General features: G+C 62.0%; 23 protein-coding genes. 13 read left to right on the forward strand and 10 right to left on the reverse strand.

Features of this window, described 5'->3' with window-relative positions; all coding sequences use genetic code 11:
• The first annotated feature begins 64 nt into the window (after positions 1-64).
• Entirely contained in the window at positions 65-772 is a 708-nt protein-coding gene (locus LPB73_RS08665; protein WP_231080305.1) for an alpha/beta hydrolase, read from the forward strand.
• Between the two features lie 99 nt (positions 773-871).
• Positions 872-1,183 (forward strand): twin-arginine translocation (Tat), encoded by a 312-nt coding sequence (locus LPB73_RS08670; RefSeq protein ID WP_231080306.1) that lies wholly within the window; start codon positions 872-874, stop codon positions 1,181-1,183.
• A gap of 23 nt (positions 1,184-1,206) precedes the next feature.
• Here the strand turns inward: LPB73_RS08670 and LPB73_RS08675 are convergent, their stop codons facing one another.
• The gene (locus tag LPB73_RS08675; RefSeq protein WP_231080307.1) at positions 1,207-1,476 is read right to left on the reverse strand and encodes a hypothetical protein; all 270 of its coding nucleotides are present in this window, start codon (positions 1,474-1,476) and stop codon (positions 1,207-1,209) included.
• A 122-nt stretch (positions 1,477-1,598) separates the two neighbouring features.
• On the opposite strand from LPB73_RS08675, the gene LPB73_RS08680 reads away from it, so the two are divergent.
• A complete protein-coding gene (locus LPB73_RS08680; RefSeq protein WP_231080308.1) occupies positions 1,599-2,231 on the forward strand; it encodes a trimeric intracellular cation channel family protein in 633 nt (210 codons plus the stop codon).
• A gap of 9 nt (positions 2,232-2,240) precedes the next feature.
• Here LPB73_RS08680 and LPB73_RS08685 read toward each other — a convergent pair whose 3' ends face one another.
• From LPB73_RS08685 to LPB73_RS08700, 4 genes are all read right to left on the reverse strand, one after another.
• Positions 2,241-3,485: a glycerophosphodiester phosphodiesterase family protein gene (locus LPB73_RS08685; protein ID WP_231080309.1), complete on the reverse strand. Its 1,245-nt coding sequence runs from the start codon at positions 3,483-3,485 to the stop codon at positions 2,241-2,243.
• A gap of 122 nt (positions 3,486-3,607) precedes the next feature.
• A complete protein-coding gene (locus LPB73_RS08690; RefSeq protein ID WP_231080310.1) occupies positions 3,608-3,868 on the reverse strand; it encodes a GCG_CRPN prefix-to-repeats domain-containing protein in 261 nt (86 codons plus the stop codon).
• 187 nt (positions 3,869-4,055) lie between these two features.
• Positions 4,056-5,063: an alpha/beta fold hydrolase gene (locus LPB73_RS08695; protein ID WP_305801703.1), complete on the reverse strand. Its 1,008-nt coding sequence runs from the start codon at positions 5,061-5,063 to the stop codon at positions 4,056-4,058.
• A 72-nt stretch (positions 5,064-5,135) separates the two neighbouring features.
• Positions 5,136-5,849, reverse strand: coding sequence for an ArsR/SmtB family transcription factor (locus LPB73_RS08700; RefSeq protein WP_231080311.1), 714 nt, complete (start codon positions 5,847-5,849; stop codon positions 5,136-5,138).
• A gap of 70 nt (positions 5,850-5,919) precedes the next feature.
• On the opposite strand from LPB73_RS08700, the gene LPB73_RS08705 reads away from it, so the two are divergent.
• Positions 5,920-6,228, forward strand: a complete 309-nt coding sequence (locus LPB73_RS08705; protein WP_231080312.1) for an NIPSNAP family protein — start codon at positions 5,920-5,922, stop codon at positions 6,226-6,228.
• A 59-nt stretch (positions 6,229-6,287) separates the two neighbouring features.
• Here the strand turns inward: LPB73_RS08705 and LPB73_RS08710 are convergent, their stop codons facing one another.
• Positions 6,288-6,749, reverse strand: a complete 462-nt coding sequence (locus tag LPB73_RS08710; RefSeq protein WP_093761261.1) for a hypothetical protein — start codon at positions 6,747-6,749, stop codon at positions 6,288-6,290.
• Between the two features lie 95 nt (positions 6,750-6,844).
• Here LPB73_RS08710 and LPB73_RS08715 point away from each other — a divergent pair, with 95 nt between their 5' ends.
• The gene (locus LPB73_RS08715) at positions 6,845-7,633 is read left to right on the forward strand and encodes a formyltransferase family protein (RefSeq protein ID WP_231080313.1); all 789 of its coding nucleotides are present in this window, start codon (positions 6,845-6,847) and stop codon (positions 7,631-7,633) included.
• Here the strand turns inward: LPB73_RS08715 and LPB73_RS08720 are convergent.
• Entirely contained in the window at positions 7,630-7,881 is a 252-nt protein-coding gene (locus LPB73_RS08720) for a hypothetical protein (protein ID WP_068731407.1), read from the reverse strand. The two genes, LPB73_RS08715 and LPB73_RS08720, sit on opposite strands and share 4 nt — an antisense overlap.
• Positions 7,882-8,091: 210 nt before the next feature.
• Here LPB73_RS08720 and LPB73_RS08725 point away from each other — a divergent pair, with 210 nt between their 5' ends.
• The 3 genes from LPB73_RS08725 to LPB73_RS08735 all read left to right on the forward strand — a co-directional run bounded on the left by LPB73_RS08725 (position 8,092) and on the right by LPB73_RS08735 (position 13,736).
• A complete protein-coding gene (locus LPB73_RS08725) occupies positions 8,092-9,579 on the forward strand; it encodes an RAD55 family ATPase (protein ID WP_231080314.1) in 1,488 nt (495 codons plus the stop codon).
• A 2-nt stretch (positions 9,580-9,581) separates the two neighbouring features.
• Positions 9,582-9,947, forward strand: a complete 366-nt coding sequence (locus LPB73_RS08730) for a response regulator (protein ID WP_068731403.1) — start codon at positions 9,582-9,584, stop codon at positions 9,945-9,947.
• Positions 9,948-10,247: 300 nt separating this feature from the next.
• Positions 10,248-13,736 (forward strand): indolepyruvate ferredoxin oxidoreductase family protein, encoded by a 3,489-nt coding sequence (locus LPB73_RS08735; RefSeq protein ID WP_231080315.1) that lies wholly within the window; start codon positions 10,248-10,250, stop codon positions 13,734-13,736.
• 1,031 nt (positions 13,737-14,767) lie between these two features.
• Here the strand turns inward: LPB73_RS08735 and panC are convergent.
• Positions 14,768-15,619, reverse strand: coding sequence for a pantoate--beta-alanine ligase (gene panC / locus LPB73_RS08740; protein WP_231080316.1), 852 nt, complete (start codon positions 15,617-15,619; stop codon positions 14,768-14,770).
• 234 nt (positions 15,620-15,853) lie between these two features.
• Between panC and LPB73_RS08745 the strand changes: the two genes are divergently transcribed.
• From LPB73_RS08745 to LPB73_RS08760, 4 genes are all read left to right on the forward strand, one after another.
• Positions 15,854-16,777, forward strand: coding sequence for a division plane positioning ATPase MipZ (locus LPB73_RS08745; RefSeq protein WP_231080317.1), 924 nt, complete (start codon positions 15,854-15,856; stop codon positions 16,775-16,777).
• A gap of 396 nt (positions 16,778-17,173) precedes the next feature.
• Positions 17,174-18,049, forward strand: coding sequence for an alpha/beta fold hydrolase (locus tag LPB73_RS08750; protein WP_093761275.1), 876 nt, complete (start codon positions 17,174-17,176; stop codon positions 18,047-18,049).
• Between the two features lie 70 nt (positions 18,050-18,119).
• Positions 18,120-18,842 carry a VWA domain-containing protein gene (locus tag LPB73_RS08755; RefSeq protein WP_231080318.1) on the forward strand — a complete coding sequence of 241 codons (723 nt, stop codon included), beginning with the start codon at positions 18,120-18,122 and terminating at the stop codon, positions 18,840-18,842.
• 51 nt (positions 18,843-18,893) lie between these two features.
• Positions 18,894-19,619, forward strand: a complete 726-nt coding sequence (locus tag LPB73_RS08760; protein WP_184517795.1) for a DnaJ domain-containing protein — start codon at positions 18,894-18,896, stop codon at positions 19,617-19,619.
• Between the two features lie 217 nt (positions 19,620-19,836).
• Here the strand turns inward: LPB73_RS08760 and LPB73_RS08765 are convergent, their stop codons facing one another.
• Positions 19,837-21,660 (reverse strand): D-alanyl-D-alanine carboxypeptidase, encoded by a 1,824-nt coding sequence (locus LPB73_RS08765; RefSeq protein WP_175368446.1) that lies wholly within the window; start codon positions 21,658-21,660, stop codon positions 19,837-19,839.
• Positions 21,661-22,058: 398 nt separating this feature from the next.
• Here LPB73_RS08765 and LPB73_RS08770 point away from each other — a divergent pair, with 398 nt between their 5' ends.
• Entirely contained in the window at positions 22,059-22,394 is a 336-nt protein-coding gene (locus LPB73_RS08770; protein WP_068734393.1) for a phasin family protein, read from the forward strand.
• An 84-nt stretch (positions 22,395-22,478) separates the two neighbouring features.
• On the opposite strand, the gene LPB73_RS08775 is transcribed toward LPB73_RS08770, so the two are convergent.
• The gene (locus LPB73_RS08775; protein WP_184517789.1) at positions 22,479-23,819 is read right to left on the reverse strand and encodes a TadE/TadG family type IV pilus assembly protein; all 1,341 of its coding nucleotides are present in this window, start codon (positions 23,817-23,819) and stop codon (positions 22,479-22,481) included.
• Positions 23,820-23,946 lie beyond the last annotated feature (127 nt).

Consider the following 23,946-nt stretch of genomic DNA (forward strand, 5'->3'; position numbering starts at 1 on the left):
TAGTCAGCAATACTGCGCAATCCATGCCAATGTTCGTTCCTGATCAAAAAAAGCGAAGATACATATGATCAAGCCCCGCATCTGGACCATTCGCATCGTGGTCGTCTTGTCGATATTCGAATTCGCTTCTGCCGCAGCAATTGCCGACGAAACCGTCACCATCGGCGGCTCCCGCGCTGTCCTCATCAAGCCTGCATCCCCGCGCGCCAGCGTAATCCTGATGCCCGGCGGCAGCGGGGCGATCAATCCGGGCGAGCATGGTGAGATCAACGGGCTGAAGGGCAATCAGCTCGTGCGAACCCGCAGCGCCTATGCGGCGCGGGGGCTCGCGGTGCTGGTGGTTGATGCTGGGGCCGATCTGTCCAGCGCCGTGCAATACATGGCCGCGATCAAGCGTCCGGTGACGGTGGTGGCCACCAGCCGTGGGACGCAGCGTGCCGCCGAGGGGATCGCGCGGGGCGCGCGGCCGGATGCGCTGGTGTTGACCTCGGGCTTTCTCAGTGCGGAGTCGGGCAGCGGCAGCAATGTGATGTCGATCATCGGCTCGCCGTCGGCGCTGCCGCGTACGCTGGTCATCCATCATCGCAACGACGGCTGCAAATTCACCGCGCCGGCGGGCGTCGATCCCTTCGTGAAATGGTCGGCCGGGCGCGCCCGCGTGGCGTGGCTGAGCGGTGGACGCAATGATGGCGATCCGTGCGAGGCGCGGGGATATCATGGTTTCAACGGCCTCGATGGTCAGGTCGTCGGACTGGCCGCAGGCTTTCGATAACGGCGAGATGCCGAATGTGTGAGTTCCCGCGCACATTCAGTTTCCATTCATGCCACTGGTCCGATCCTGATGCCCTCACGGATATCAGGAGGGATCGCGATGGAACGCCGTCATTTTCTGAAGATCGTCTTCGGCTTTGCCGCGGGTGTCGGCTTGGCCGCTCAGGCCATCACGCAGGCTCAGGCCGCGCCGCTGCTGCCGGCCAATCCGCTCGATAACCACAAACCGGACACAGAACCTCAAGCCGCGGTGGCGTCGCAGGACGACGTCGATCGTCTCCAGCCTGAGCAAGTCCAGTGGCGTCGCCGCGGCTGGCGTCGGCGTCGTTTCTGGGGTTATCGCCGCCGGCAATGGGGCTGGCGTCGCCGTTATCGGGTCCGTCGTCGGTACTGGCGCCGCCGGTACTGGTAGGGCAAGCCCGTTTGTGCTGACGCTCAGTCTCTCCAGGGCGTCAGCGGTTTGGTCTGGCCGGGTTCAATGCCGCTCAGGTGGCGACGCACGTTGTCATAGCTGCGATCGCCGGGGGCAAAGGTCTGCGAGCCGTCAGCCGGCTTGCCGTCAACCGTGCGGGTGAAATGCAGCACCAGGCTGTCATCGGCATTCATGGTGGCGCTGCCGTAAAAGGGCATCGACAGCCGCGCGTCCTCCGCCATGGCCGCGCCAGCCATGAGTAGAATGGGGAGGGTGAGAAACAGACGGGTCATGACACCTCCTGCTGTGAGGTTGTGATGGAGGCTCAGGAAGATGGCGGGGATTTGTCCGCCGCCGGTCACCGCATGCACGGATTTGTGTTACAGGTCGCCGTCATCCGCTACCGACGAGTCTCATGCCCCATACCGAAGCCCTGCTGTTTCCGCTCGCCATGATCGCGCTCATTGCCGAGGCGATGACGGCTGCGCTCGCGGCCGGGCGGCGCAAGATGGACTGGCTTGGCGTTGCCATGCTCGGCTGCATCACGGCACTCGGCGGTGGTTCGGTGCGCGACATGCTGCTCGGGCACTATCCGCTGTGGTGGGTGAAGAGCCCGTATCTGCTGCTGCTGACCGGCGGTGCGGCGCTGCTGACCATCGGGCTTGCGCGCGTGGTGCATCGCTTCCACGCGCTGTTTCTGGTGCTCGATGCCATCGGTCTCGTGGTCTTCACCATCATGGGCTGCAACATCGCGCTTGCCATGGATCAGCCGCTGCTGATTGTCGTGGTGGCCGGGATGATCACCGGCTGCGTCGGCGGCGTGCTCCGCGACGTGCTGTGCAACGACGTGCCGCTGCTGTTTCGCGCCGAACTCTATGCCAGCGTGTCGATCGTCACGGGGCTTCTCTATATCGGCGGCATCAAATACGGATTCAGTCCCGATCTGGTGACGCTCGTCGCCGCCGTGACCGGACTGGCGTTCCGCTTGCTGGCGATCCGGCTGAAGCTGGAAATGCCCAAATTCATCTACGACAGCGACGCCAAATAGCGTCTGCTATCAGCGCATTCCCATGCAGTTGGCATAGAATGTCGTGGTTGCCGGCCAGTCGGAAAATACACCGCGCACGCCGACATCCTTCGCCAGCACGTCCAGCACCGTCAGCGTGTCGCCGTCGCGATCGATGGCGGGTTTGACCGAGCGATGGAAGAAACCGCCGCCGTTTGCGAGCGGCCCGTCGCGCTCGAGCGACCAGGTGATCAGGTCGAGGCCGGCGTCGCGCGCTGCCTTGGCATAAGGGGAGGGCACGATCTTGTTGGTGCCATCAAGCGTCAGCAGCATGTAGATCGGCGGCGCGAGAATCTTGACGCCGGCAGCCTTGAGTTCGGCCATCGACGGTTTCCACGTTTCCGCGCGCATGTGATCGAAGCCCGGTGTTTCATAGCGGCCGTCGAGATAGACCGCCTGCGCGCCGAATTCCGGCGCGGTGCGGATCCAGAACTTGATGTCGTTGAGATCGAAGCTCTGGGCAAATACGTCGCCAGGCGGAATGCCGGCGGCGCGATATTCGTCTAGCATCTGGGTCGCGTACTTCTCCTGACTATAATCGCCGGCGAACGGCATCGGCACCTCTGGAGCCTTCAGCTCCGGCGTGAATTTGGCGCCTAGGCTCTTGATCAGTGCGATGCTTTCCACGTGGGTCATCAGCGTGCCCGAGCTCGCATAAAGATCGGTGCGCCAGCGCGGCGTGCCGTTCTGGTAATCCGCAACGGTGGTCGCTGATGTGTTGGCGGCATCCATCTTCGCCGTCAGCGCCCTGAACTCTGCCAGCGTGATGTCGCTGGTACAGCATTTCGCCGATGCCTTCTTGCCGGTCGCGGGATCGGCGGGGCTGAAGGGTTGTGTGCACTTCGCTGCAAGCGACGGCACCGACAGGATGTTCGTTGTCGTGTGCAGGTCGCATTGCGAATGACGGCAGACCAGCTGGCGGTCCTTCGTAAAGGTCACGTCGCATTCGATTACGCCGGCACCCATGCGTGCGGCGGCCAGATAGGACTCGCGGCTGTGCTCGGGGAATTGCAGCGGCGCGCCGCGATGGGCGATGGAAAAATCGCTCTTGCGAAACGGCCCGGTACAGGTGCTCAGCTTCGTCTTCAGCGGGCCGTCTTTCATTTTGCCGACGAGATAGAACGGCCGCGGACCTAGCTGTGGCTCGGGCAGGGGAATGGTGTCGGCGCGGCCGGTCGTCAGCGATGAGAGGCCGAGCAGCCCGGCCAGTATGAGACGACGCAAAGCGCGCGACATGACGATCTCCAGAATAGCGAAGTGCCATTCTGTCATCTTCGTGTGACGGCTGTAACCGGCGCGAGGGCAACAAAAAAAACCCCGCCATAGGCGGGGTCTTCGTCGTCAGGATTGTGCAGCGATCACCAGCGGCGGATGCAGCGGCCGTAGGGATTGCGGAAAAAGCCGGGGGGGCAGTAACCCGGGCCGCGCGGCGGCGGGCCGCGGAACATCGGGCGGCAACCGCCATAGGGACCGCGGGCATAGCCGGGGCCGCAGCCCTGAGCGACCTGGATCACGCCAGCCGTCTCGGTTGCGCTCAGCGGAGCCAGAGGCATTGCGCTGGCGGCACCGATGCCCCCGACGCTAACGGCAAATAAGGCTGCCGCAAAGATCGTCTTCATTCGTGTTCTCCCTCGATGGTGCCGCGATGCGGCGCAGAGAATAATGATGGCATCGCATCACCCGCTGCAGGACTCTTACGGGCAAGAAAATTGCTGGGGATCAACGCTGCACAGCACGATTAAGCCGATTCGATCTGAATACAGCATGAATGTTTCGGGATATCCGCGTAGCAGGGCGCGGCAGTTGCTACTTCGCCGCGAGGAAGCCCAGCATCAATTCGTTGAATTTGGCCGGTGCATCGAGAAACACGATATGGCCCGCGTCCGGAAGCACCTCGGCCTTCGCGTTCGGCATCTTCGCCGCCAGCGCCTTGGCCAGATCGGCGTTCTGGCCCATCTTCGGCCTCAACGCTTCCGGCGCATTCGGCTTGCCCGGTGCGTTGTGATCGTCGGCGCCCATGATGAACAGGGTCGGCAGGGCGATCAGCGGAATTTCGTGGACCACGGGCTCGCGATAAATGAGCTGCGCCGAACTGACGAAGGCGCGCAGCCAGCGCGGATATTCCGGCGATCCCTTGATGTTGAAACGCGCATCGATAAAGGGCGTTACCTGGTCCGGCTGCATCTTCAGCGAATAGTTCACCTCGAGCTGTTTGCGGTAACCTTCCGCCGTCAGCTTGTCTTCGTTCTCCAAGATCTTCTCGGTCGGCGTCGGTGGCACATAGAGCCGATAGTCCTCAAGCCCGATCGGCGCGGCGAGCAGCAGGTGATCGACGCGATCGGGATAAGCGCGGGCAATGCGCACGCTCAGCATGCCGCCCAGCGAATGCGCGACGATGTCGAATTTCGCGATCCCGAGGTGATCCATCAGCGCGACGGTGTTACGGGCGAGGGTGTCGAAATGCAGATCGCCTGATGGCTTCGACGATTTGCCGAAGCCGATCTGGTCGGGGACCACGACGCGGTAACCTGCATCGTTCAATGTGCCGATCACCGGCGCCCAGTAGCTCGATGGAAAATTGCGGCCGTGCAGTAGCACCACGGTTCGGCCGTTCGGCTTGGTCGATGGCACGTCCATATAGGCCATGCGCAGCTGCTCGCCGTCATTGACCAGTGGCAGCATGTTGACGGGGTAGGGGTAAGGGAAGCCTTCGAGGCCTATGCCGTAAGGCTCGCGCGCCGCAGGAGGCTCGGCCGCCTGCGATGAGGTGAAAGGCAGGGTTGCAATCAGCGCAACGAGCAGCAGGCGGTTCATTGAGAAAGCTCCGGGCGAAAGAAGGTCCGGCGCGGTTTCAGGCTGCATTGCGGCGAAGGTAAGCCGGCGTCTTCACGTTTTCCGGATGGCGTCGCCGGTGGTGCCGAACAATGCCTCGAAACGCTTCTCACCGCTGCGGGTGAAATGCACCACGCGGCTGCCGGGCGAGGGGTCTCTAGCCGCCCATTTCATGGCAGTAAATGAGGTCATGATCGCGGCGCCGAGTGTCCCGGCCAGATGGTGGCGGCGCTCGCTCCAGTCGAGGCAGGCCTTGCAGACCGGCCGGCGCGGATGCGCCAGCGTCGCCGGATCGATCCTCAATTCTTCAGCAACGAACCTGCTGCCCTGGGTCGTGAGTTCGATGACCCGCTCGGTCTGCCGGATCAGCTTCTGTGCCCGCATACTGTCGAGCATCTGCACGCCGAGATCGCCGGCGAGATGGTCGTAGCAAATCCGCGCGCGGCGCAATGCCGGTTCTTTCGGCCCGGTGCGAACGCGGAGATGGCCCGCGCGGGCTGCCAGACCAGCCAAGCCTTCCAGCACACCGGCGACATCGGGGCCGGTGAGGCGATAATAGCGATGGCGCCCTTGTTTTTCCGGCTCGATCAGGCCACCGGCTTCGAGCTTGGAGAGGTGTGAGCTCGCGGTCGGCGCCGTAATCCCGGCTTCCTGGGCGAGCTCACTCGCGGTCAGCGCGCGGCCTGTCATCAGCGCCGTCAGCATATTGGCGCGTGCAGGGTCGCCCACAAGTGCGGCGACCATGGCGATGTCCGGACCTGCTTTCATACTTCGACGCTAATCAAAGTATTGCGGTCGAGCAAGCGGCTATATCCAGGCATCTGCAGAGGGAGCCGCCATGACGATCACTGTCTTCATTCGCTATCAGATCGATCCGTTCAAACGCACATTGTTCGAGGCCTATGCCAAGCGCTGGCTGACGATTATTCCCAAATGCGGTGGTGATCTGCAGGGCTATTGGATGCCGCATGAAGGAACGAACAACATCGCATTCGGCCTGATCTCGTTTCCAAATCTCGCGGCCTATGAGGCCTACCGCGTCAGACTGCGCACTGACGCTGACGGCGTCGCGAATTTCGCGTCGGCCGAGGAGCACCAGTTCATCCTCGCTGAGGAACGCACATTCCTGCGCCAGGTGACCGCATAGTCCACGCGCGACAAAGCCGCGGGCATTGCTGTCCGCAGCTTTGTTTGCCCGTCGCGCCGTTACTTCGGCGCGCCGCCCTTCGAGCTGTCGATCTCGGTGCCGGTCGGAGCCGATTGAGGGGCCTGCGGTCGCGCAGGTGCCGCACCGGTGGTGACACCGGGCTGATTGTTGGTCGGCGTCACGTCACGTACGCCGGGAGCCACTGGCGGCTTCGAATAGGAATCCGCGACGTTGTTGGTTGGCGCTGGCGCCTTTGGCGTGCTGTCCTGCGTCGCCGGGGCGGATTGGGACGCGGTCTTCGTCGCGTCGCCCGGATTCATCGATGTATTGTTCAGGCCGTAGAATACGGCGCCGAGCAAGACAACAATGCCAAGTGCATAAATAGCCATGCGGCTGCCGCTCGCTGGCCCTTCCGCGAGTTCAGGATCGGCCTGCAGCTCATTGTCGAGCCGCGCAGGATTGCGGATGTCATCAGCGGGATTTGGACGATACGGATCATTGGGATTGGGAATGTTCGCCATGTCGTGTCCTCCTGTGCGGCAAGACAATCGTCAGATGAGGTGCATGTTCCAGAGATTGTGCCATTCCAGAGCCTCATCCTATGTGGCAATGCAGCGTGATCGAGTCTGCTCATCAGATGTTAAGGCCTGGCTGCGACGCTGGGGCAATTATTGATTCGCAGAAGCGCGTGGCAGCCCGAATGTTCGATACGATTATCCTCCTGACGGGTCCTGCTGAGCACTCGGTCTTCACAACTTTGCTCCGTGGTCACAATCCGGCCCTCACGGTCCTTCCTGTTTTCACAGCTGAAGATCTGGCGGCGATCGAGCCCGACTGGCTGCGCCGGGCGCGGATGATTTCGTTCACCACTGGTGTGATCGTCCCCGGCGCGGTGCTCGATCAGCTTGGCTTTGGCGCCTACAATTTCCATCCCGGCCCGCCGCAATATCCCGGCTGGGCCCCGGCGCATTTTGCGCTCTACGATCATGCGACCGACTTCGGCTGCACGGTCCATCGCATGATTGCACGTGTCGATGCCGGACCGATCGTGGATGTCGAGGCGTTCCCAATTCCGGCGGACATCAGTGTCGCGGGTCTGGAAGAGATTGCCTATACGAAGCTGGTGCAGACTTTCTGGCGGATGGCACGCGTCCTGGCCACACAGCCGGAGCCGCTGATCGAGCGGGCGCTGCGCTGGGGCACCACGCGTCACACGCGTAAGGCCTATGAGCAGATCTGCGATATCCCGGTAAGCATCGAGAAAGACGAACTGCAGCATCGGGTCAAAGTCTTCGGCACCGACCATTTCGGCATCGTGCCGACCATCGGTCTGCACGGCTTCCAGTTTCGGGTCGTCGTTCCCGAGACTGAAAGCGCTATTGCGGACGAAGCTGCCGAAGCCTAGCGGTTAGCCGCGAAGCTCTGGTGCTGCGCGGGCGGGGTCGCTGACGTGTGCGTCTTGGACACCTTGCCGTTGAATTCATAGAGCAGGAAACTCAGCACCACGAGTAGTCCCACGCCGATGATGGCCTTGGTCGGCTTGTGATCATGCTCTTCGCCGCAATCCGGATGATAAGAACCGTCATTCGTCGACGCCATATCGTTGCCGGCGAGTTCAGGCTGCGACGTCCAGGTATTCAGCTTCTGATCCATTTCCGTCCTCCATGCCTGATGTTGTCAGGGTGACCGGACAGAAATGGCCCGTAAAGGCCGATGTTCCGTTTCGGGGGTGCTATTAGCGGGATGCTGCCTTGCTGAGAGGCAGCGTTTCGAAATATTTCTGAAAAAGCTTTGGAACCCATCGCTCCCCGACACGTTTCAACATCTCACCGGTATAGGTGACACGTTAGGGGCAGTTTCGGAATGAGTGGCGATAACGGCCGGTTTGCAACCGGCGTACCGGGTCTCGATGCGATCCTGGGCGGGGGCGTTTTCGACGGCGGCATCTACATCATTCAGGGCGCCCCGGGCGCCGGAAAGACGATTCTGGGCAACCAGATCTGTTTCGCGCAGGCCGCGCAGGGGCGGAACGCGCTTTACATCACGCTGCTTGCCGAGAGCCACGCCCGCATGATCGGACACATGCGGCGGATGACCTTCTTCGATGAAGCAGCGATTCCCGACCGCATGTCCTATGTTGGCGCCTTCAAGACGCTGGAAGACGACGGGCTGCGCGGACTGCTGGACGTGGTCCGCCGCGAGGTTCGCACGCGCAAGGCCAGCATCCTCGTGCTCGATGGTCTCATCACCGTGCACGAAAAGGCGCGCTCCGAGCTTGAGCTGAAGAAGTTCATCCACGAATTGCAGACCCAGGCCGCCTTCAGCAACTGCACCATGTTCCTTCTGACCAGCGCCTTCGACGCCGATGCGCATCCGCCTGAGCATACGATGGTGGACGGTCTCATCGAGCTGCAGTCGGCACTGCATGGCCGCCGCGCCGAGCGGTCACTTCAGGTCCACAAGCTGCGTGGCACCTGGTTCATGGGCGGCAAGCACTCCTATCGCATCACCGAGAATGGACACGCCATCTATCCGCGTATCGAGGCGCTGCTGGAGACACCCAGCGTCTGGGACAGCGCCGACGGTCCCATGGTGTCCGTCGGCATTGGCGGCGTGGACAAGATGCTCGGCGGCGGCGTCGATACGCATTCGGTGACAGTGGTGCTCGGGCCTTCCGGGTCGGGCAAAACCACGGCCGGTCTTCAGTTCCTGACCGGCGGTCCCGCCAATGAACGGGCGATGCTGTTCGGGTTTCACGAGAATCCGATGGCGCTGCGGATCAAGGCCGACAGCCTCAAGCTGCCGCTGAAATCGCGGGCCGACAAGGTCACGCTGATGTGGCGCCCGCAGACAGAAGCGGTGCTCGACGAGGTCGCAACCGAGCTGCTCTCGACCATCAGGCAGAACGGCGTGCGCCGTCTGGTGATCGATGGCATCGAAGGCTTCTCGAAGCTCACGGACGAAAAGGAGCGCATCGGCTCTTTTTTGTCGGCGCTGTGCAACGAGTTGCGCGCACTCGGTGTTACCACGCTGGCGACGGCAGAAACCGATCACGCTGGCATGACACCCGGGCAGCCGCTCAAGGGCGTCAACCAGACGGGTCTCTCCGCGGTTGCCGAGAACATCATCGCGCTGCATCTCGCAGCCCTGCGCTCGGAAAACCATCGTCTGATGACCATTCTGAAATCGCGTGACCGCCGGACCGATATGCGCATGCGCCGCTTTGAAATTCTCGACGGCGGCATCGTTCTTGATGCCGATTTCCAGAGTGCGGAGCGCATCCTCAGGGACATTTCTAGTCAGGGACCTGCACCAACTCCATCGACGGATCTTAAGTTGACTGGAGAATAGCAGTGCGAACTGTCCTGATTGTCGAGGACGAATGGGCGATCGCTGACTGGCTCGAAGTCCTGTTGAGCGAATATGCCTTCAATGTCCTCGTGGCCGGCAATGGCCGTGAGGCGCTCGACATTCTGCATCGGGACACGCCCGATCTCGTGCTAACCGATTTCATGATGCCGTTCCTCGACGGAGCGGGCCTGATCGCAGCGATGGGGCAGGACGAGCGGCTGAGCGGAATTCCGGTGGTCGTCATGACCTCGTTGCTGGAGCATGTCGTTCGCGACCGGGCAGGGCGTTTTCGCGCCTATCTACGCAAGCCGTTTCGCGAGGCCGATCTGATGAAGATCATCAGTGAGATATTCCCGGGCGAGGCCTGAGCCTCTTTTGGCAGATCGTGCTGCATCGCACTGCAGCGTGAAGCCGTTACGTCCTTGCGCCAAAGGCCTTTGCGGCGACACAACGTGACAAGTCTACCGGCCGCATTCATCACGAAATTGCGTTCTTTGGACGCGGGGCTCCATTGCCCAGAATTGTGGTGCGCCCCGTTCAAAATCCAACATAGACTGTTTCTAAGGGAGTCGAACGACCCCAGATAATAGGCGCGAGCAGGCCGGACGACGCAGTCCGGGGCGATAGCCCCGGGCGACAGCTCAGAGGCCGCAGTGACGAGGGTGGGAATGGGAATTAATCAAGGCGCGATCAGTCTCGATCAGAAATACACCCAGGGCTCCGGCCACATCTTCCTGACCGGCATTCAGGCGCTGGTGCGACTGCCGATGGCGCAGGTCCGCAGGGACCGCGCGGCGGGTCTGAACACCGCAGCCTTTGTTACCGGCTATCGCGGCTCGCCGCTCGGCGGCTACGACCAGCAGCTCGTGGCGGCGCGGAAACATCTCGATCAATACGGCGTCAAATTCCAGCCCGGCGTCAACGAAGATCTCGCAGCCACCGCGATTTGGGGCACCCAGCAGCTCAATCTCTCGCCCGGCGCCGAATATGATGGCGTGGTCGGCATCTGGTACGGCAAGGGCCCTGGCGTCGATCGCTGCGGCGACGTCTTCCGCCACGGCAATGCCGCCGGCTCCGCGAAATTCGGTGGCGTCCTCTGTCTCGCCGGCGACGACCACGGCGCCAAGTCCTCGACCGTTCCGCATCAGTCCGACCATGCGTTCATATCGGCGCTGATGCCCTATCTCTACCCGTCGTCGATCCACGAGATGATCGAGATGGGTCTGCTCGGTATCGCGATGTCGCGCTATTCCGGCTGCTGGGTTGGCATGAAGGTGATCACCGAGACCGTGGAGACCACGGCGGAGATCAACCTCAATGACGAGATGACGCCGTTCAATATTCCCACCGATTTCGAACTGCCGCCCGATGGTCTGAACCTGCGATGGCCCGACGATCGTTATGTACAAGATCGCCGCCTGCAGGACTACAAGGGCTTCGCGGCGATTGCCTTTGCCCGGGCCAACAATATCAACCGCGTTACCATGGACTCGCCGAACGCGCGCTTCGGCATCATGGCCTCCGGCAAGAGCTATGAGGACGTGCGCCAGGCACTGCGCGAGCTCGGCATTACCGAAGAGGTGGCCGCGAAGATTGGTCTGCGGCTGTACAAGATCGGCATGCCGTGGCCGCTGGAGCCGGAAGGCGTGCGCAAGTTCGCGGTGGGTCTCGATGAGATCTTCATCGTCGAGGAGCGTCGCGAGATCGTCGAGAACCAGGTCAAGCAGGAGCTGTTCAACTGGCGCGACGATGTGCGGCCACGCATCGTCGGCAAGATGGATTCCCACGATCATCGCTTCCTGCCATTCGCCGAAGAGCTGAGCGTCGCCAAGGTCGCGACCTCGCTGGTGGATCGCCTGCTGGCGATGGAGATCGATCCGGAGATCGCCGCACTGCTGCGTGCCAAGGCCGATTGGTTTCACGGCCGCGAGGCATCGCAGGTCCAGAACGTCGTGCCGATCACGCGCACGCCGTATTTCTGTTCGGGCTGTCCGCACAATACCTCGACCAAGGTCCCGGAGGGCTCGCGCGCGCTGGCCGGCATCGGCTGCCACTTCATGTCGCTGTGGATGGACCGCTCCACCGAGACCTTCACCCATATGGGCGGTGAGGGCGTGCCATGGACCGGCATTGCGCCGTTCACCAAGGAGAAGCATATCTTCGCCAATCTCGGCGATGGCACATACTTCCATTCCGGCTCTCTGGCGATCCGTCAGTCGATCGCCTCCAAGGCCAACATCACCTACAAGATCCTCTACAACGATGCGGTGGCGATGACCGGTGGTCAGCACCATGACGGTGACCTGTCGCCGCAGAAGATCACGTTCCAGCTCCACAGCGAGGGCATCCGCGACATCTACCTCGTGTCCGAGAATCCCGATGCCTATCCCGCCAACACCATTGCGCCGGGCGTGAAGCTGGCGCATCGCGACGAACTCGACAACGTGATGAAGACGCTACGCGACGTGCCGGGCTGCTCGGCCATCGTGTTCGTGCAGACCTGCGCGGCCGAGAAGCGTCGCCGCCGCAAGAAGGGCATTCTGGAAGACCCGCAGCGCCGCGTGCTCATCAACCCGGCAGTCTGCGAAGGCTGCGGCGATTGCTCGGTGCAGTCGAACTGCATTTCGGTGGAGCCGCTGGAGACCGCACTAGGTCGCAAGCGCACCATCAATCAGTCGTCCTGCAACAAGGACTATTCGTGCCTCAAGGGCTTTTGCCCGTCCTTCGTCACGGTCGATGGCGGCAAGCTGAAGCGCAAGGCGCCGGTCGAACTCGGCGCCATCGGTATATTGCCGGAGCCGGCCACGCGGCCAACGCTCGACAAGCCCTATAATGTCGCCGTCGGCGGCGTCGGTGGCACCGGCGTGCTGACCATCGGTGCGCTGCTCGGCATGGCCGCGCATATCGAAGGCAAGGCCTCGATGATCCTCGACATGTCCGGCCTCGCGCAGAAGGGCGGCGCGGTGCTCAGCCATGTGCGTCTCGCCAACGACACCGGCGACGTCACCTGCTCGCGCATCGTCACCGGCACAGCGGATGTCCTGATCGCGGCCGATGAAGTGGTGGCCATTGCCAAGGATACGATCTCGCTCTGCGAGAGCTCGCGCACCACTGGCATCGTCAACACCCATCTCATTCCGATCGCGGATTTCGTGCGCAACCGCGACTTCAATTTCCAGTCCCGCAAGGTCAACAACGTGCTGGAAATGTCGCTGCGCAAGGAATCGACATTCCTCGATTTCACCAAGGCGGCCGAAGCGCTGCTTGGCGATTCCATCGCCACCAACATGATGATGATGGGCTTTGCCTATCAGCAGGGGCTGCTGCCGCTGCAGGCAGCGTCCATCGAGCAGGCCATCGAGCTCAACGGCGTCTCGATCAAGATGAACATGCTGGCGTTCCAGCTTGGCCGTCTTGCCGCCGCCGATCCGGCACGGCTCGCCAATATGCTCAAGGGCGCCGATGAGACCATCGCGCCAAAGACGCTGGATGAGATGAGCCTCGATGAGATCGTTGCCCATCGTAGCGGACTGCTCACCGACTATCAGAGTGCCAAGCTCGCCGAGCGCTACCAGGCGATGGTCGATCTGGTGCGCGAAGCCGCCATGCGCGGCGGCTATGACGATGAACTGCCGCGTGCGGTGGCGATCAACTATGCCAAGCTGCTCGCCTACAAGGACGAATATGAGGTCGCGCGGCTCTATACCGACGGCAAGTTTGAGAAGCAGCTGCGCGATCAGTTCGAGGGTGACATCAAGATCAGCTTCAATCTCGCGCCGCCGATGCTGCCGGGTACGGATGCGTCGGGGCGCCCGAAGAAGCGCGCCTTCGGCGCCTGGATGCTGCCGCTGTTTCGCATTCTGGCGAAGCTGCGCACCTTGCGCGGCACGCCGCTGGATGTGTTCGGCTACAGCGCCGACCGCAGACTGGAGCGCGATCTGATTGCGGGGTACGAGAAGGACGTCGCGACGGTGTTGAACCTGCTGTCGCCGCTCACGGTGGATACGGCCGTGCAGCTCCTCTCGTTGCCGGACAGCATTCGTGGCTACGGCCCGGTGAAGGAAGCCTCGGTGCAGGCCGCGAAGGTGCGTTACGCCGAACTCGCCAAGGACCTCGTCAATCCGCCGCCGGCGCCGCGCCAGATCGCAGCGGAGTAGGGGAAGCGATCGTAGGACGGGTAGAGCGTCTTCGTGAAACCCATCGCCTTTCGGAGCTTGTGTGGTTGATGGGTTTCGCTTAGGTGCGATGCGCCTGCCATCCTACGATCTCGCGTAACGCTCTCGGTCGTCATGGCCGGACTTGTTCCGGCCATCCACGTCTTCCTTTGTTCGCCAAGACGTGGATACCCGGCATGCGCCGGGCATGACGACGTTTGGTTTGGGCGTTCGCGCGTCACGTTATTTCAGATTCAAATGTCAAACAGCCACTGCTCTTCAGACATGCGTCATCACCCCTGTTGTTTGCGGCGCGGGGGCGCCGTCGTCTGTCGCATTCCCACCCTCTTGTGAGAGGGCGTGCGGAACGCCGGGTGCCCGTTGCACCCTTGGGCCTGATGCGAATGCGGTCTTCCGCAATCTAGAGTGCATCAGGACTTTCGGAGGCGCCGAGCAAGTGCCCGACGTTCCGCCTGCGGTGTTTTTTCGGTTGCTTGCACTTTGCCTCGACGAACGCTCCGATCGCGAATTAAAGTCCCAAGGCGATGGGAAGGGAGCCTCAAGCGAGTAAGCCGAACGCGTTTCGATTTGGTCGTCCGTCACACTGTCCAGGGGGTTATCCATCCGAAGGTCGGCCGTCTCCTTGCCAGTGGCAGTGCTGGCGCAGATCCGTCCTGCCCGAAGACAGACGTTCCCCCATGAACCGCGTGACGCCGCATCTCCGGCGTCCACCGCATCCCACCCCGCGAACGTGACGATCGCGCTCGCCCCTCTCGATGGGGCAGGACGAAAGGGAATATAAACCTGACGGGGATGTTGTCAACGGGAGATAGGAAAAAATGTTTGGGGTGCGTTCAGCCCGAGTCCATCCCACACTCGTCATTCCGGGGCGCGGCCGGCACTTGCCGGACGCGAACCCGGAATCTCGGCATGGGAGTCTCTAGTCAGTGCAAAACACTCTGGGATTCCGGGTTCGCACTTCAGCGGCTTAGCCGCTTTCGTGCGCCCCGGAATGACGAGTCAGGACGAAAGCCTCACACCCCGATATTGTCGATCAGCCGCGTCTTGCCGATTCTCGCGGCCACCAGCAGGCGCACCGGGCCATCCTTCATCGAGGTGACCGGCGCCAGTGACTCCGCATGGCGCGCTTCGAAGTAGTCGAGTGCGAAGCCTGCCGCGGTGATCATCGCGGCGCCACCGGCCATGGCGGCTTCAAGGTCATCGCCTGCCTTCAGGCGCTTGGCGGTTTCCTTCATCGCCTTGTAAAGCACCGGCGCCGTGGCGCGGTCTTCCGGCGAGAGATAGACGTTACGCGACGACATCGCGAGACCGTCGCGCTCGCGCACCGTGGTTGCGCCGGTCACCTTGACGCCGAGATCGAGATCCCGCGCCATGCGCGTCACGACCTTGAGCTGCTGGTAGTCCTTCTCGCCGAAGAACGCCATGTCCGGTCGCACCTGCGTGAACAGCTTGCCGACGACTGTCGCGACGCCGCCGAAGAAATGCGGGCGGAAGCGATCTTCGAGATCGGCGGTGGCCGGGCCTCCGGTGGTGATCTTCGTCGCGAAGCCTTCCGGATACATGATCTTGGCGTCGGGATTCCAGATCAGGTCGACGCCGGCTTCGGTGAGTTTGGCGACGTCGCTCTTCCAGGTGCGCGGATAGGAGCCGAAGTCCTCGGTCGGCGCGAATTGCGTTGGATTGACGAAAATCGACACCACGACCTTGCTGGTGCGGCGCTGGGCGAGGCGCACCAGGGAGACGTGGCCGTCATGCAGCGCTCCCATGGTCGGCACCAGGCCGATGGTCGCCTTGCGCGCGCGCAAGCCGTCGAGCGCCTTGCGGAGGGCGGGCAGGGTGCGGGCGACGATCGGGGTGCGGGGCATTGCGGCTCGTTCTTGTTGTTGGCGGCGGCGGGTGGGGGCGTGCGCGCCCTGCTTATCAAAGCTCGCGGGATCACCCAAGCCTCACGATACCGGGCTAGCGGGTGTCCTGATGCCGCAACCGGCCGCCGGGATTCATGATTAAGCGCGGCTGATCGCCCGCACAGCAGGATGCCCCTGTATTTAGCTTGACCCTTGCCACGCCTCGCGATTTGAAGATGATCGAAGGATCGCGCGATGTTGATGCAAACCACCCAGGGCCAGTCCGGCACGGCGCATGTGATCGTGCTCGGCAATGAGAAGGGCGGGTCGGGCAAATCGACCACTGCGCTTCATATTGCTGTGGCGCTGCTGAAGGCCGGTCAGCGTGTCGCGACCATCGATCTCGACAGTCGCCAGCAGAGCTTCACGCGCTATATCGCCAATCGCGCAGCCTGGGCGCAGAGCGCCGGACTTGCGCTGGAAGTGCCGACCCATAGCTGCGTCAAGCTTGGCGAGACGATGCAGATCGCCGACAACGAAGCCTTCGAACTCGATCAGTTCATGACCGCGGTGAGCGCGGTGGAACGTACCCACCATTTTATCGTCATCGATACGCCTGGCAGCGATACCTATTTGATGCGTCTGGCGCATTCGATGGCCGATACGCTGGTGACGCCGATCAATGACAGCTTTCTCGACTTCGACGTGCTCGGCGCCGTCGATGCTACAAGCTACAAGGTGACCGGCGAGAGCCACTATTCGAAGATGGCGCGTGAGGCGCGGCGCAAGCGCCGCCAGCACGATGGCTCCATCACCGACTGGATCGTGGTACGCAACCGGCTCTCGATGCTCGGCTCGCACAACAAGATGCTGGTCGCCGGCGTCCTCGATCAACTTTCGCTGCAGCTCGGTTTCCGCGCCATCGACGGTCTCGCCGAGCGCGTGATGTATCGTGAGTTCTTCCCGCGTGGCCTGACGGCGCTCGACGATCTCAACGAAGCTACGCTCGGGCGACGCCCGAGCATGGGCCATGTCACGGCGCGCGAGGAAGTCATCGAACTGCTGCGCAAGTTGAAGCTGCCGCTCGATGAGCGTGGCCGTCGCCGCGCCGCCAACCGCGCCGAGTGGTTTGCCCAGGTCGACAAGCCGCTCGACGTTCACGACATCCTTGGCAACTGAGTCGCGTTCACGGTGCAAAGCCAGCGCTGCGCGTTCGGCAGGCTATGAACGATCCCGCACTCAACTTCACGCTGATACCACAGGTATCATTTTCTTTTACCGGGGAACGAGTCACCCGTTCGACAGTTGATTTGTCGTTGAAAACAGGACGTTTTTGAAATTCCGATCCCTTGCGAAACTTGTTCAAAATCGCTCAATTCGACCATGGCTTTCTTTAGCAACTGCACAAGAAACGGGTGCGTCGCACAATAACATGGCTCGGAATTCACAATATTTAGCCTTTCTGTCACCGGGCTGTGACATATATGCTGTTGAAGCAGCCGCTTGAGGCCATTCCGGCCCATAAGTGCTGTAGCCGGCTGAGACCTATCTCTAGCTGGCCGATCAGGGACGAACATGAAACGCGGACTTCTCATTCTGCTTTCGGTTTGCGTGCTGACCACCGCCGCGTACTTCACCGCGTCGAAGTGGGCCATTCGGCATGAGACGCTGACGTTCTTCGACGCGTCGCGTAATCGTCCTGTGCAGGTCGACATCGCCGTTCGCCGCGACAAGGAAATGCAGGCCAATGCCGGCATGATCACTCTGCCAGTCGCGGTCCTCAATCACGGTAACACCGTCAAGTTCACCGAATACTCGTTTCTTGCGAACGTGTTTGCGGCGCGCGGCTATATGGCCGTCAGCATCCAGCACGATCTCGATACCGACGCTCCGCTCGTGACCAAGGTTGGCGAGCTCTATGTCGGCCGTCTGCCGGTCTATGAGCGTGGCGTGCAGAACATCAAATACGCGGTGAAAGAGCTGAAGAAGATTCAGCCGAACTCCGACTACGATCATCTGACGCTGGTTGGCCATTCCAACGGCGGCGACATCTCGATGTTCTACGCCAAGGAATTCCCGGATGACGTCAAGAAGGTCGTGACGCTGGATAACCTGCGCGTGCCGTTCATGACCGATGGCAAATTCAAGATCCTGTCGTTCCGTTCGCACGATACGGTGTTCAAGCCGGATCCCGGTGTCGTGCCGGATGACGAGATCTGCGAGAAGGCCGGTATCACGGTCGTCAACACCGGCGCGCAGCACACCGACATGAGCGATCGCGGTCCGGAAACCTTGAAGACCAAGATTCAGGGGCTGCTCGACAAGTTCCTTGACGACGACAGCAAGCTGTCGCCGGTCACCGGCAAGCCGAAGATCATCGAGCAGCCTGCGCAGCAGAGCAATGCGGCTGACCCGAACAAGATCGCGCAGTATACGCCGAGCGTGAATTGAGTCCTTTGCTGCGCGGTTGACCGCGCCGCCTATGCTCGCCACATGAAGCTTGCAGCAAACGCGAGTTGCCATGGCCAGCGATCCCACCATTCCCACATCAAAGACCGATACGCTGACCCAACCGTCGGCATCGGCCGACATCGCAGCATTTGTAGCGAAGGCGAGAGCCATGGCGCCGCATGCAGCGGGCGGGCGCGGGCGGCTGGTGTTTGCACTCGATGCCACCATGAGCCGGCAGCCGACCTGGGATATGGCCTGCACGCTGCAGGCCGACATGTTTCGCGAAGCCGCATCGATCGGCAGTCTCGATATCCGTCTCGTCTATTTCCGTGGTCTCAGCGAGTGCCGCGCGACCGGCTGGATTTCGGACACCGCGCAACTGGCGCGGCTGATGGGCAAGATCGCTTGCCAGGGCGGTCAGACCCAGATCGGCAAGGTGCTGTCGGAGACGCGGCGCGAGGCGGTGGCCTCAGGCGTGCGTGCATTGGTGTTCGTGGGCGACGCCATGGAGGAGTCCGTTGACGAGCTCTGTGCACGTGCCGGCGAGCTCGGCCTGCTGAAAGTACCGGTCTTCATGTTCCAGGAAGGGCAAGACCCGGCGGCCGAACAGGCGTTTCGCGAGATTGCCCGACTGACCGGCGGCGCCTGGTGCCGGTTCGATCCGGGAGCCGCAGCGCAGCTTCGCGAATTGCTGCGCGCGGTAGCCGCCTATGCCGCGGGCGGACGGGAGGCGCTAACGCGGCTGGCGTCGTCGGCGCCGGGTGCGGCAAAGCTGCTCGGCCAGATGCGATAAACGGTCTGCAAAACCGTTTCGCGGATCGCGGCAACCGACTATCTATCCCTCATGCCTACTTTGATCGCCGGCGCGCTCGCCGTTTTCGTGCTCTACATGCTGCTGCAGATGTTTCGCTCGGCCAACCCGGCGCTGCTGGCGCGCGGCATCAAACTGGCTGGTGGCGTGCTGGCGCTGGCCGTAGCGGCGTTCACGGGGATCAAGGGCGAGCTGGCCGTGGCGATCCCGCTCGGAATCTTCGGGGCGGGTCTGCTGGGCTGGGCGCCGTTCGGCACCGCGGGCTTTAGCAATATCGGCGGCATGTTTGGGGGCGGGACCAAATCGTCCGGCCAGACCTCGCAGGTCCGCTCGGCATTTCTCGACATGACCCTCGATCATGACAGTGGCCAGCTCAGCGGACGGATCGTCGCTGGCCCCTATGCCGGTCAGTCGCTCGATGCATTCGACCTGCCGCAACTGGCGGCGATGATGGCCGGCTTCGACGCGGAGAGCGTGGCGCTACTTGAAAGTTATCTTGACCGCCGGTTTCCCGCCTGGCGTCAGAACGCGCAGGGCGATACGGCAGGGCGGCACGACCGCCCGGCGTCGAGCAGTAAAATGACGGAAGAGGAGGCTTATCAGATCCTTGGCGTGAAGCCGGGTGCGACCCGCGACGAGATCAGCCGCGCGCACCGATCCCTCATGAAGAAACTGCATCCCGACCAGGGGGGCTCGACGTACCTGGCGGCCCGAGTCAACGAGGCCAAGGACACTCTGCTTCGCACGCATCGCAGCTAACTCCAGCACGCTTTTACGCTACAACTGCGAGCAGCTTCCGTTTCTCTGAGAACGCCCCATCGCCCACCGTTGCCCGGCGTGGTCGATCAATCCCCGTCTGTATTTTGTAGCGGCTAAGTCTTGACGAGAAGTTGTCGCCACGGGGATTTATGGTGACCAAAAGCAAAATGGCCGGGACAATGTCCCGGCCATTTGCGTATCCGACGGTATCAGTCGATCAGTTCTTGATGGTGATGCAGGAAATCTCGGAACGCTTCAGCGTCTTGCAGACGGCTTCGGCTTTTTCGCGGTCGAGGCCGGCGAAGCGGGCGCGGTAGAGTTTCCTGTCGCCCTTGCCGACGACGGCTTCAGTGAACGGGTCGGCCTTGCCGAGCAGGCCGCGGGCCTGTTCACGCGCGGCGTCGAGGCGGATCCGTGCTTCGCTCTCGCTCTCGAGGGCACCGACCTGAATGATCCAGCCGGTGTGGATCGCGGCGGGTTTGATAGCGCCGCCCTGTTGTACCGTCTGCGGAGCGGGAGCCTGAGGGGCTGGCACGTTACGCGGGGCAGGGTCGGCATAGGCCATCTGGGTGCCGCCCTGAGCGCTTCCCTGGGCCGGCAAGACGCCGAGAAGCCCATTGCCGGTCCCGAAGCCCGCCGGCTGACGCGGCATCTCCGAGCGGGCATAGAGCGAATTGGTGGTCTCGGGCGAGCGGGCGGTGGGCTCAGAGCGCGCCGTGATGGCATTCGTGGCGGCGGGAGGGGCGGGCTGCTCGCCGCCGGCGGAGGCCAGCTTGTACTGACCGGACTTGACCTGAACGGTACGGACCCGAACCGGCTTCATCGGCTCTGACGAGCCTGGAATGGTCGAGATGGGCTCGGACTGGATGACGCCGCTGTTGAGCGGGCCGGGCTCGGGCTTGCGGGGCTGCGGCATCGGCGCTGCCGGGGGCAGCGCTGCGGTGGCGGCGGCGAAGACCGACGGGCGCGCCGCTGGCGCAGCGGGACGAGCCGGGGGCTCGGAGAGCGGTTCAGCGGCCACCGGCGTTGCAGCAGCCACCTGAATGGCGCCGTTGACCTGTTTGGTGTCGATCGGACGCGCCTGAGCCTCGGCTTCGGCGACCTCGGTTGCGGATTCGGACGGATTGCGCTCGGTGATCGCGGCCACGGTGCGGCGGGTGGCGCCCTTGTCCAGGTTCTCGGCAAGCAGGTTGCGCATGGCGGCGTCACGGGCGCCGCCGCTGCGGCCGCCAAGCACGACGCCGACCAGATGGCGGTTGCCGCGCTTCATCGACGAGACGAGGTTGAAGCCGGAGGCGCGGGTGTAGCCGGTCTTGATGCCGTCGACGCCTTCGACACTGCCGATCAGGCGGTTGTGGTTGCGGATGTTGCGGCCGCGATAATTGAAGGAGGCGGTGGCAAAGTAGCGGTAGTAACGCGGGAAGCGATCCTGGATAGCGCGGCCAAGCACCGACTGGTCGCGTGCGGTGGTCACCTGCGCATCGTCAGGGAGGCCGGAGGCATTGCGATACACCGTGCGGCTCATGCCGAGCGCGCGGGCCTTCTTGGTCATCAGCTTGGCGAAATCGTCTTCGTCGCCGGCAATGGCCTCGGCGATGACAACGGCGGCGTCGTTGGCGGAGCGGGTCACCAGGGCCTTGATCGCGTCCTCCACGCGCAGCGTCTGACCAGGGCGCAGGCCCAGTTTGGTCGGAGCCTGCACGGAGGCGTGCTGGGAGACGTCCATTTCGCTGTCCAGCGTGAGCTTGCCGGATTCCAGCTTCTCGAACAGCATGTACAGCGTCATGATCTTGGTCAGCGACGCCGGATGGCGCGAACCGTCGGGATTGTTGGACGAGAGAACCGCACCGGAATTGCCATCGACGATGATCGACGAGAAAGCGGGATTGTAGCTGGAGACGCGCGCGACGTGGCTTCGCGATTTATGTCGGCGGCGGGCATCCGCACTGTCAGTCGTAAAGATGACCGCGATGCTGAGAGTTGCCAGCCCAAGAGCGCACACCCGCAAGGTGCGCGACGAAGCAAACGTTGTGCGAAGCATGGACTTCCCCGTCAGATCAGTCTCATTCCCCGGATCGTGAGGCTAAATTATGCCCAACAACCGGGGATGTGTCTCAGTTTTAAGCGTCAGCCTGAGCGGTTCTCTCGGCGGGATGGCAGAAGCATACGCGGCCATTCTGGCTAAGAGTATGTACTCATGCAGTTTTTGGGCTTTTTGGCCCCAACGCACCAATGCAAGAAATCAGGGTAGGTCCGGCGAGTTTCCAAAAGGTTAAGCAACCCTTGCCAGTTACCCGTGCATTTATTGCCAATGGTAAAAATTGTGCATCGCACAGGATTCTTGACGTCATTGTGCACCGCACGATAGATGGGCAGGTCAGATCAGACCGGGGTCCACCCGGCCGCGGCTGACCCGTCCAATCCGGGAAAGGATTTGCAGTGATCAAGGTCGAAGACATCCAGCAGTACGGCAAGGAGCAGTTCGAGAGTGCAGTCGCATCGGCGGCCACGCTTCAGAACGGTGCACAGGCTATCGCTGTCGCGGTTGGCGACTACACCAAGAAGTCGTTCGAGGACGGCAATGCGTTCGTGACCAAGCTGTCCGGCGTGCAGTCGCTCGACAAGGTGCTCGAAGTGCAGACCGAATACGCCAAGTCGGCCTATGAATCCTTCGTCGCTGAATCGCACAAGATCAGCGAACTCTATGTCGATCTCGCCAAGCAGGCCTACAAGCCGTTCGAAGGCTTCGTCGCCAAAATGACCCCGGCGCGCTAAGCGATACGGTTTTGAAATCAAAACGCCCGGCCTGATGGCCGGGCGTTTTTGTTTGAAGGTACGCTCTGCATTTTAGCTGGCGTGTTACTTCGAGACGCGGAGCTTATTCAGAGAGTTGCCGATGGCGGTGAATGCGCTCGCAATGCCGCTGGCTGTACTGGTCGGGTAGAAGGAGCCGCTGTCAGCGCAGTATTTGAGCACGGCCGATTCAGGGTCACCATCGGTATTGACCTGGATGGTGTAGATGACGGTCTGCTGCTTGCCATTCACCGGGGCCTTGATGTTTGCACATAGCAGCTTCTGGCGGTCATCGACGTCGGGCGAGTACGAACTGCCGTTGCCATACCAGCGATCGATGGTGTTCATGCCGTCCGACAACAGGATGATGGCGTCGGTGTATTTGTAGTTAGTGTCCTTGACCGGTGCGGGAAACGGATCGCTACCGATTTGCAAGGTGCGCCAGGCCCAGGCCATGCCGATCGGCTGGTTGGTGCCGCCATTTGGCGACAGGGCGTCGATCTTGTCTTTCAGCGTCTTAACATTGCTGGCACCATAGGCCGTTGTCATCCCCAGAATGGCTGCGGGGCATGCATTGTACTGGTTGGCTGGATAGCGTGCCGTGCCTGTCGGGGCTTCGTTGGTGGTGTCGTAAGGCTGATCACGGTCAGTGACGCAGCCATTCCAGCCGTTATGGCTCGCCGGTTGCCAGCTCCAATTGCCGTTTTTTGAAACCCAGTTTCCATTGGCGGTGTCCCAGTCATCCCATTTGAGCCAGGTCGCGTTCTTGTTCGACGCGCCGACATTGACCATCTGCGCGAACGGGATAATCGAAATATAGAGGTCCTCGGTCATGCGCGAATTGGCGCTCAGAGTATCGATCAGGCTCTTTGCGGCGTCTTGCATCGCCTTCATCTTGCCGTCGTCCTTCATCGAGCCGGTGACGTCGAGCGCCATGGCGACGCGCATGCGCGTCGAGCCCCAGGTCGTGGTCGAGCCGCTGCTGATCCCCATCTGCGGGAAGCCGACCATCTTCATGAAATCGGTTGCAACGGTACCCGTGCCGTTGACCGTGACGGTGGAGCCATCCTTGGTATTGGTCGTGTAGCTCGCTGTCACCGTGATCTGGCCGGCATTCGTATTGGTGTACAGCGCGTTGAAATAGGCGGTCGCCTTCGAGGTGACATCGGCTGCCGACATGGTCGGATTGGCGGACAGGTCCTTCGAGACCATCAAGGCTGCAGAGTCGAGCGCGACTTGCATCGCCGAGCGGGCGGCGTTGGTCCGGGAGTAGTCGACGGCGGCGCCCACGAAGCCGAGCAGGGGCACCAGAGCGACGGCGAAGGTCATTGCGATATTGCCGCCGTCGTGGCGTGCAAATCGGGATGCGAGGCGCTTTGCCTGGCTCGACACGGACTGAATAAACATTGTCACCGCCAATGGTAGGTTTCTGGCGGTCATGTCGGCGGCTGCGGCTAAACAGGTGGTAAAGGTGTCCTCAGAAAATAGGTAAAAGGCCGACTATTGGTGTGCCGCTGCGCCAGCGTCCGGTATT

The organism is Tardiphaga sp. 37S4 (assembly GCF_021044645.1).
Lineage (GTDB): Bacteria > Pseudomonadota > Alphaproteobacteria > Rhizobiales > Xanthobacteraceae > Tardiphaga > Tardiphaga robiniae.

Excerpts from the sequence above, each read along its gene's own strand:
- LPB73_RS08760 (WP_184517795.1), top strand. The coding sequence starts at position 18,894 with ATGCCTACTTTGATCGCCGGCGCGCTCGCCGTTTTCGTGCTCTACATG.
- LPB73_RS08710 (WP_093761261.1), bottom strand. The coding sequence starts at position 6,749 with ATGGCGAACATTCCCAATCCCAATGATCCGTATCGTCCAAATCCCGCT.
- LPB73_RS08680 (WP_231080308.1), top strand. The coding sequence starts at position 1,599 with ATGCCCCATACCGAAGCCCTGCTGTTTCCGCTCGCCATGATCGCGCTC.
- LPB73_RS08745 (WP_231080317.1), top strand. The coding sequence starts at position 15,854 with ATGTTGATGCAAACCACCCAGGGCCAGTCCGGCACGGCGCATGTGATC.
- LPB73_RS08665 (WP_231080305.1), top strand. The coding sequence starts at position 65 with ATGATCAAGCCCCGCATCTGGACCATTCGCATCGTGGTCGTCTTGTCG.
- LPB73_RS08735 (WP_231080315.1), top strand. The coding sequence starts at position 10,248 with ATGGGAATTAATCAAGGCGCGATCAGTCTCGATCAGAAATACACCCAG.
- LPB73_RS08695 (WP_305801703.1), bottom strand. The coding sequence starts at position 5,063 with ATGAACCGCCTGCTGCTCGTTGCGCTGATTGCAACCCTGCCTTTCACC.
- LPB73_RS08725 (WP_231080314.1), top strand. The coding sequence starts at position 8,092 with ATGAGTGGCGATAACGGCCGGTTTGCAACCGGCGTACCGGGTCTCGAT.
- LPB73_RS08720 (WP_068731407.1), bottom strand. The coding sequence starts at position 7,881 with ATGGATCAGAAGCTGAATACCTGGACGTCGCAGCCTGAACTCGCCGGC.
- LPB73_RS08775 (WP_184517789.1), bottom strand. The coding sequence starts at position 23,819 with ATGTTTATTCAGTCCGTGTCGAGCCAGGCAAAGCGCCTCGCATCCCGA.
- LPB73_RS08750 (WP_093761275.1), top strand. The coding sequence starts at position 17,174 with ATGAAACGCGGACTTCTCATTCTGCTTTCGGTTTGCGTGCTGACCACC.
- LPB73_RS08755 (WP_231080318.1), top strand. The coding sequence starts at position 18,120 with ATGGCCAGCGATCCCACCATTCCCACATCAAAGACCGATACGCTGACC.
- LPB73_RS08670 (WP_231080306.1), top strand. The coding sequence starts at position 872 with ATGGAACGCCGTCATTTTCTGAAGATCGTCTTCGGCTTTGCCGCGGGT.
- LPB73_RS08675 (WP_231080307.1), bottom strand. The coding sequence starts at position 1,476 with ATGACCCGTCTGTTTCTCACCCTCCCCATTCTACTCATGGCTGGCGCG.
- LPB73_RS08690 (WP_231080310.1), bottom strand. The coding sequence starts at position 3,868 with ATGAAGACGATCTTTGCGGCAGCCTTATTTGCCGTTAGCGTCGGGGGC.
- LPB73_RS08700 (WP_231080311.1), bottom strand. The coding sequence starts at position 5,849 with ATGAAAGCAGGTCCGGACATCGCCATGGTCGCCGCACTTGTGGGCGAC.
- panC (WP_231080316.1), bottom strand. The coding sequence starts at position 15,619 with ATGCCCCGCACCCCGATCGTCGCCCGCACCCTGCCCGCCCTCCGCAAG.
- LPB73_RS08765 (WP_175368446.1), bottom strand. The coding sequence starts at position 21,660 with ATGCTTCGCACAACGTTTGCTTCGTCGCGCACCTTGCGGGTGTGCGCT.
- LPB73_RS08685 (WP_231080309.1), bottom strand. The coding sequence starts at position 3,485 with ATGTCGCGCGCTTTGCGTCGTCTCATACTGGCCGGGCTGCTCGGCCTC.
- LPB73_RS08705 (WP_231080312.1), top strand. The coding sequence starts at position 5,920 with ATGACGATCACTGTCTTCATTCGCTATCAGATCGATCCGTTCAAACGC.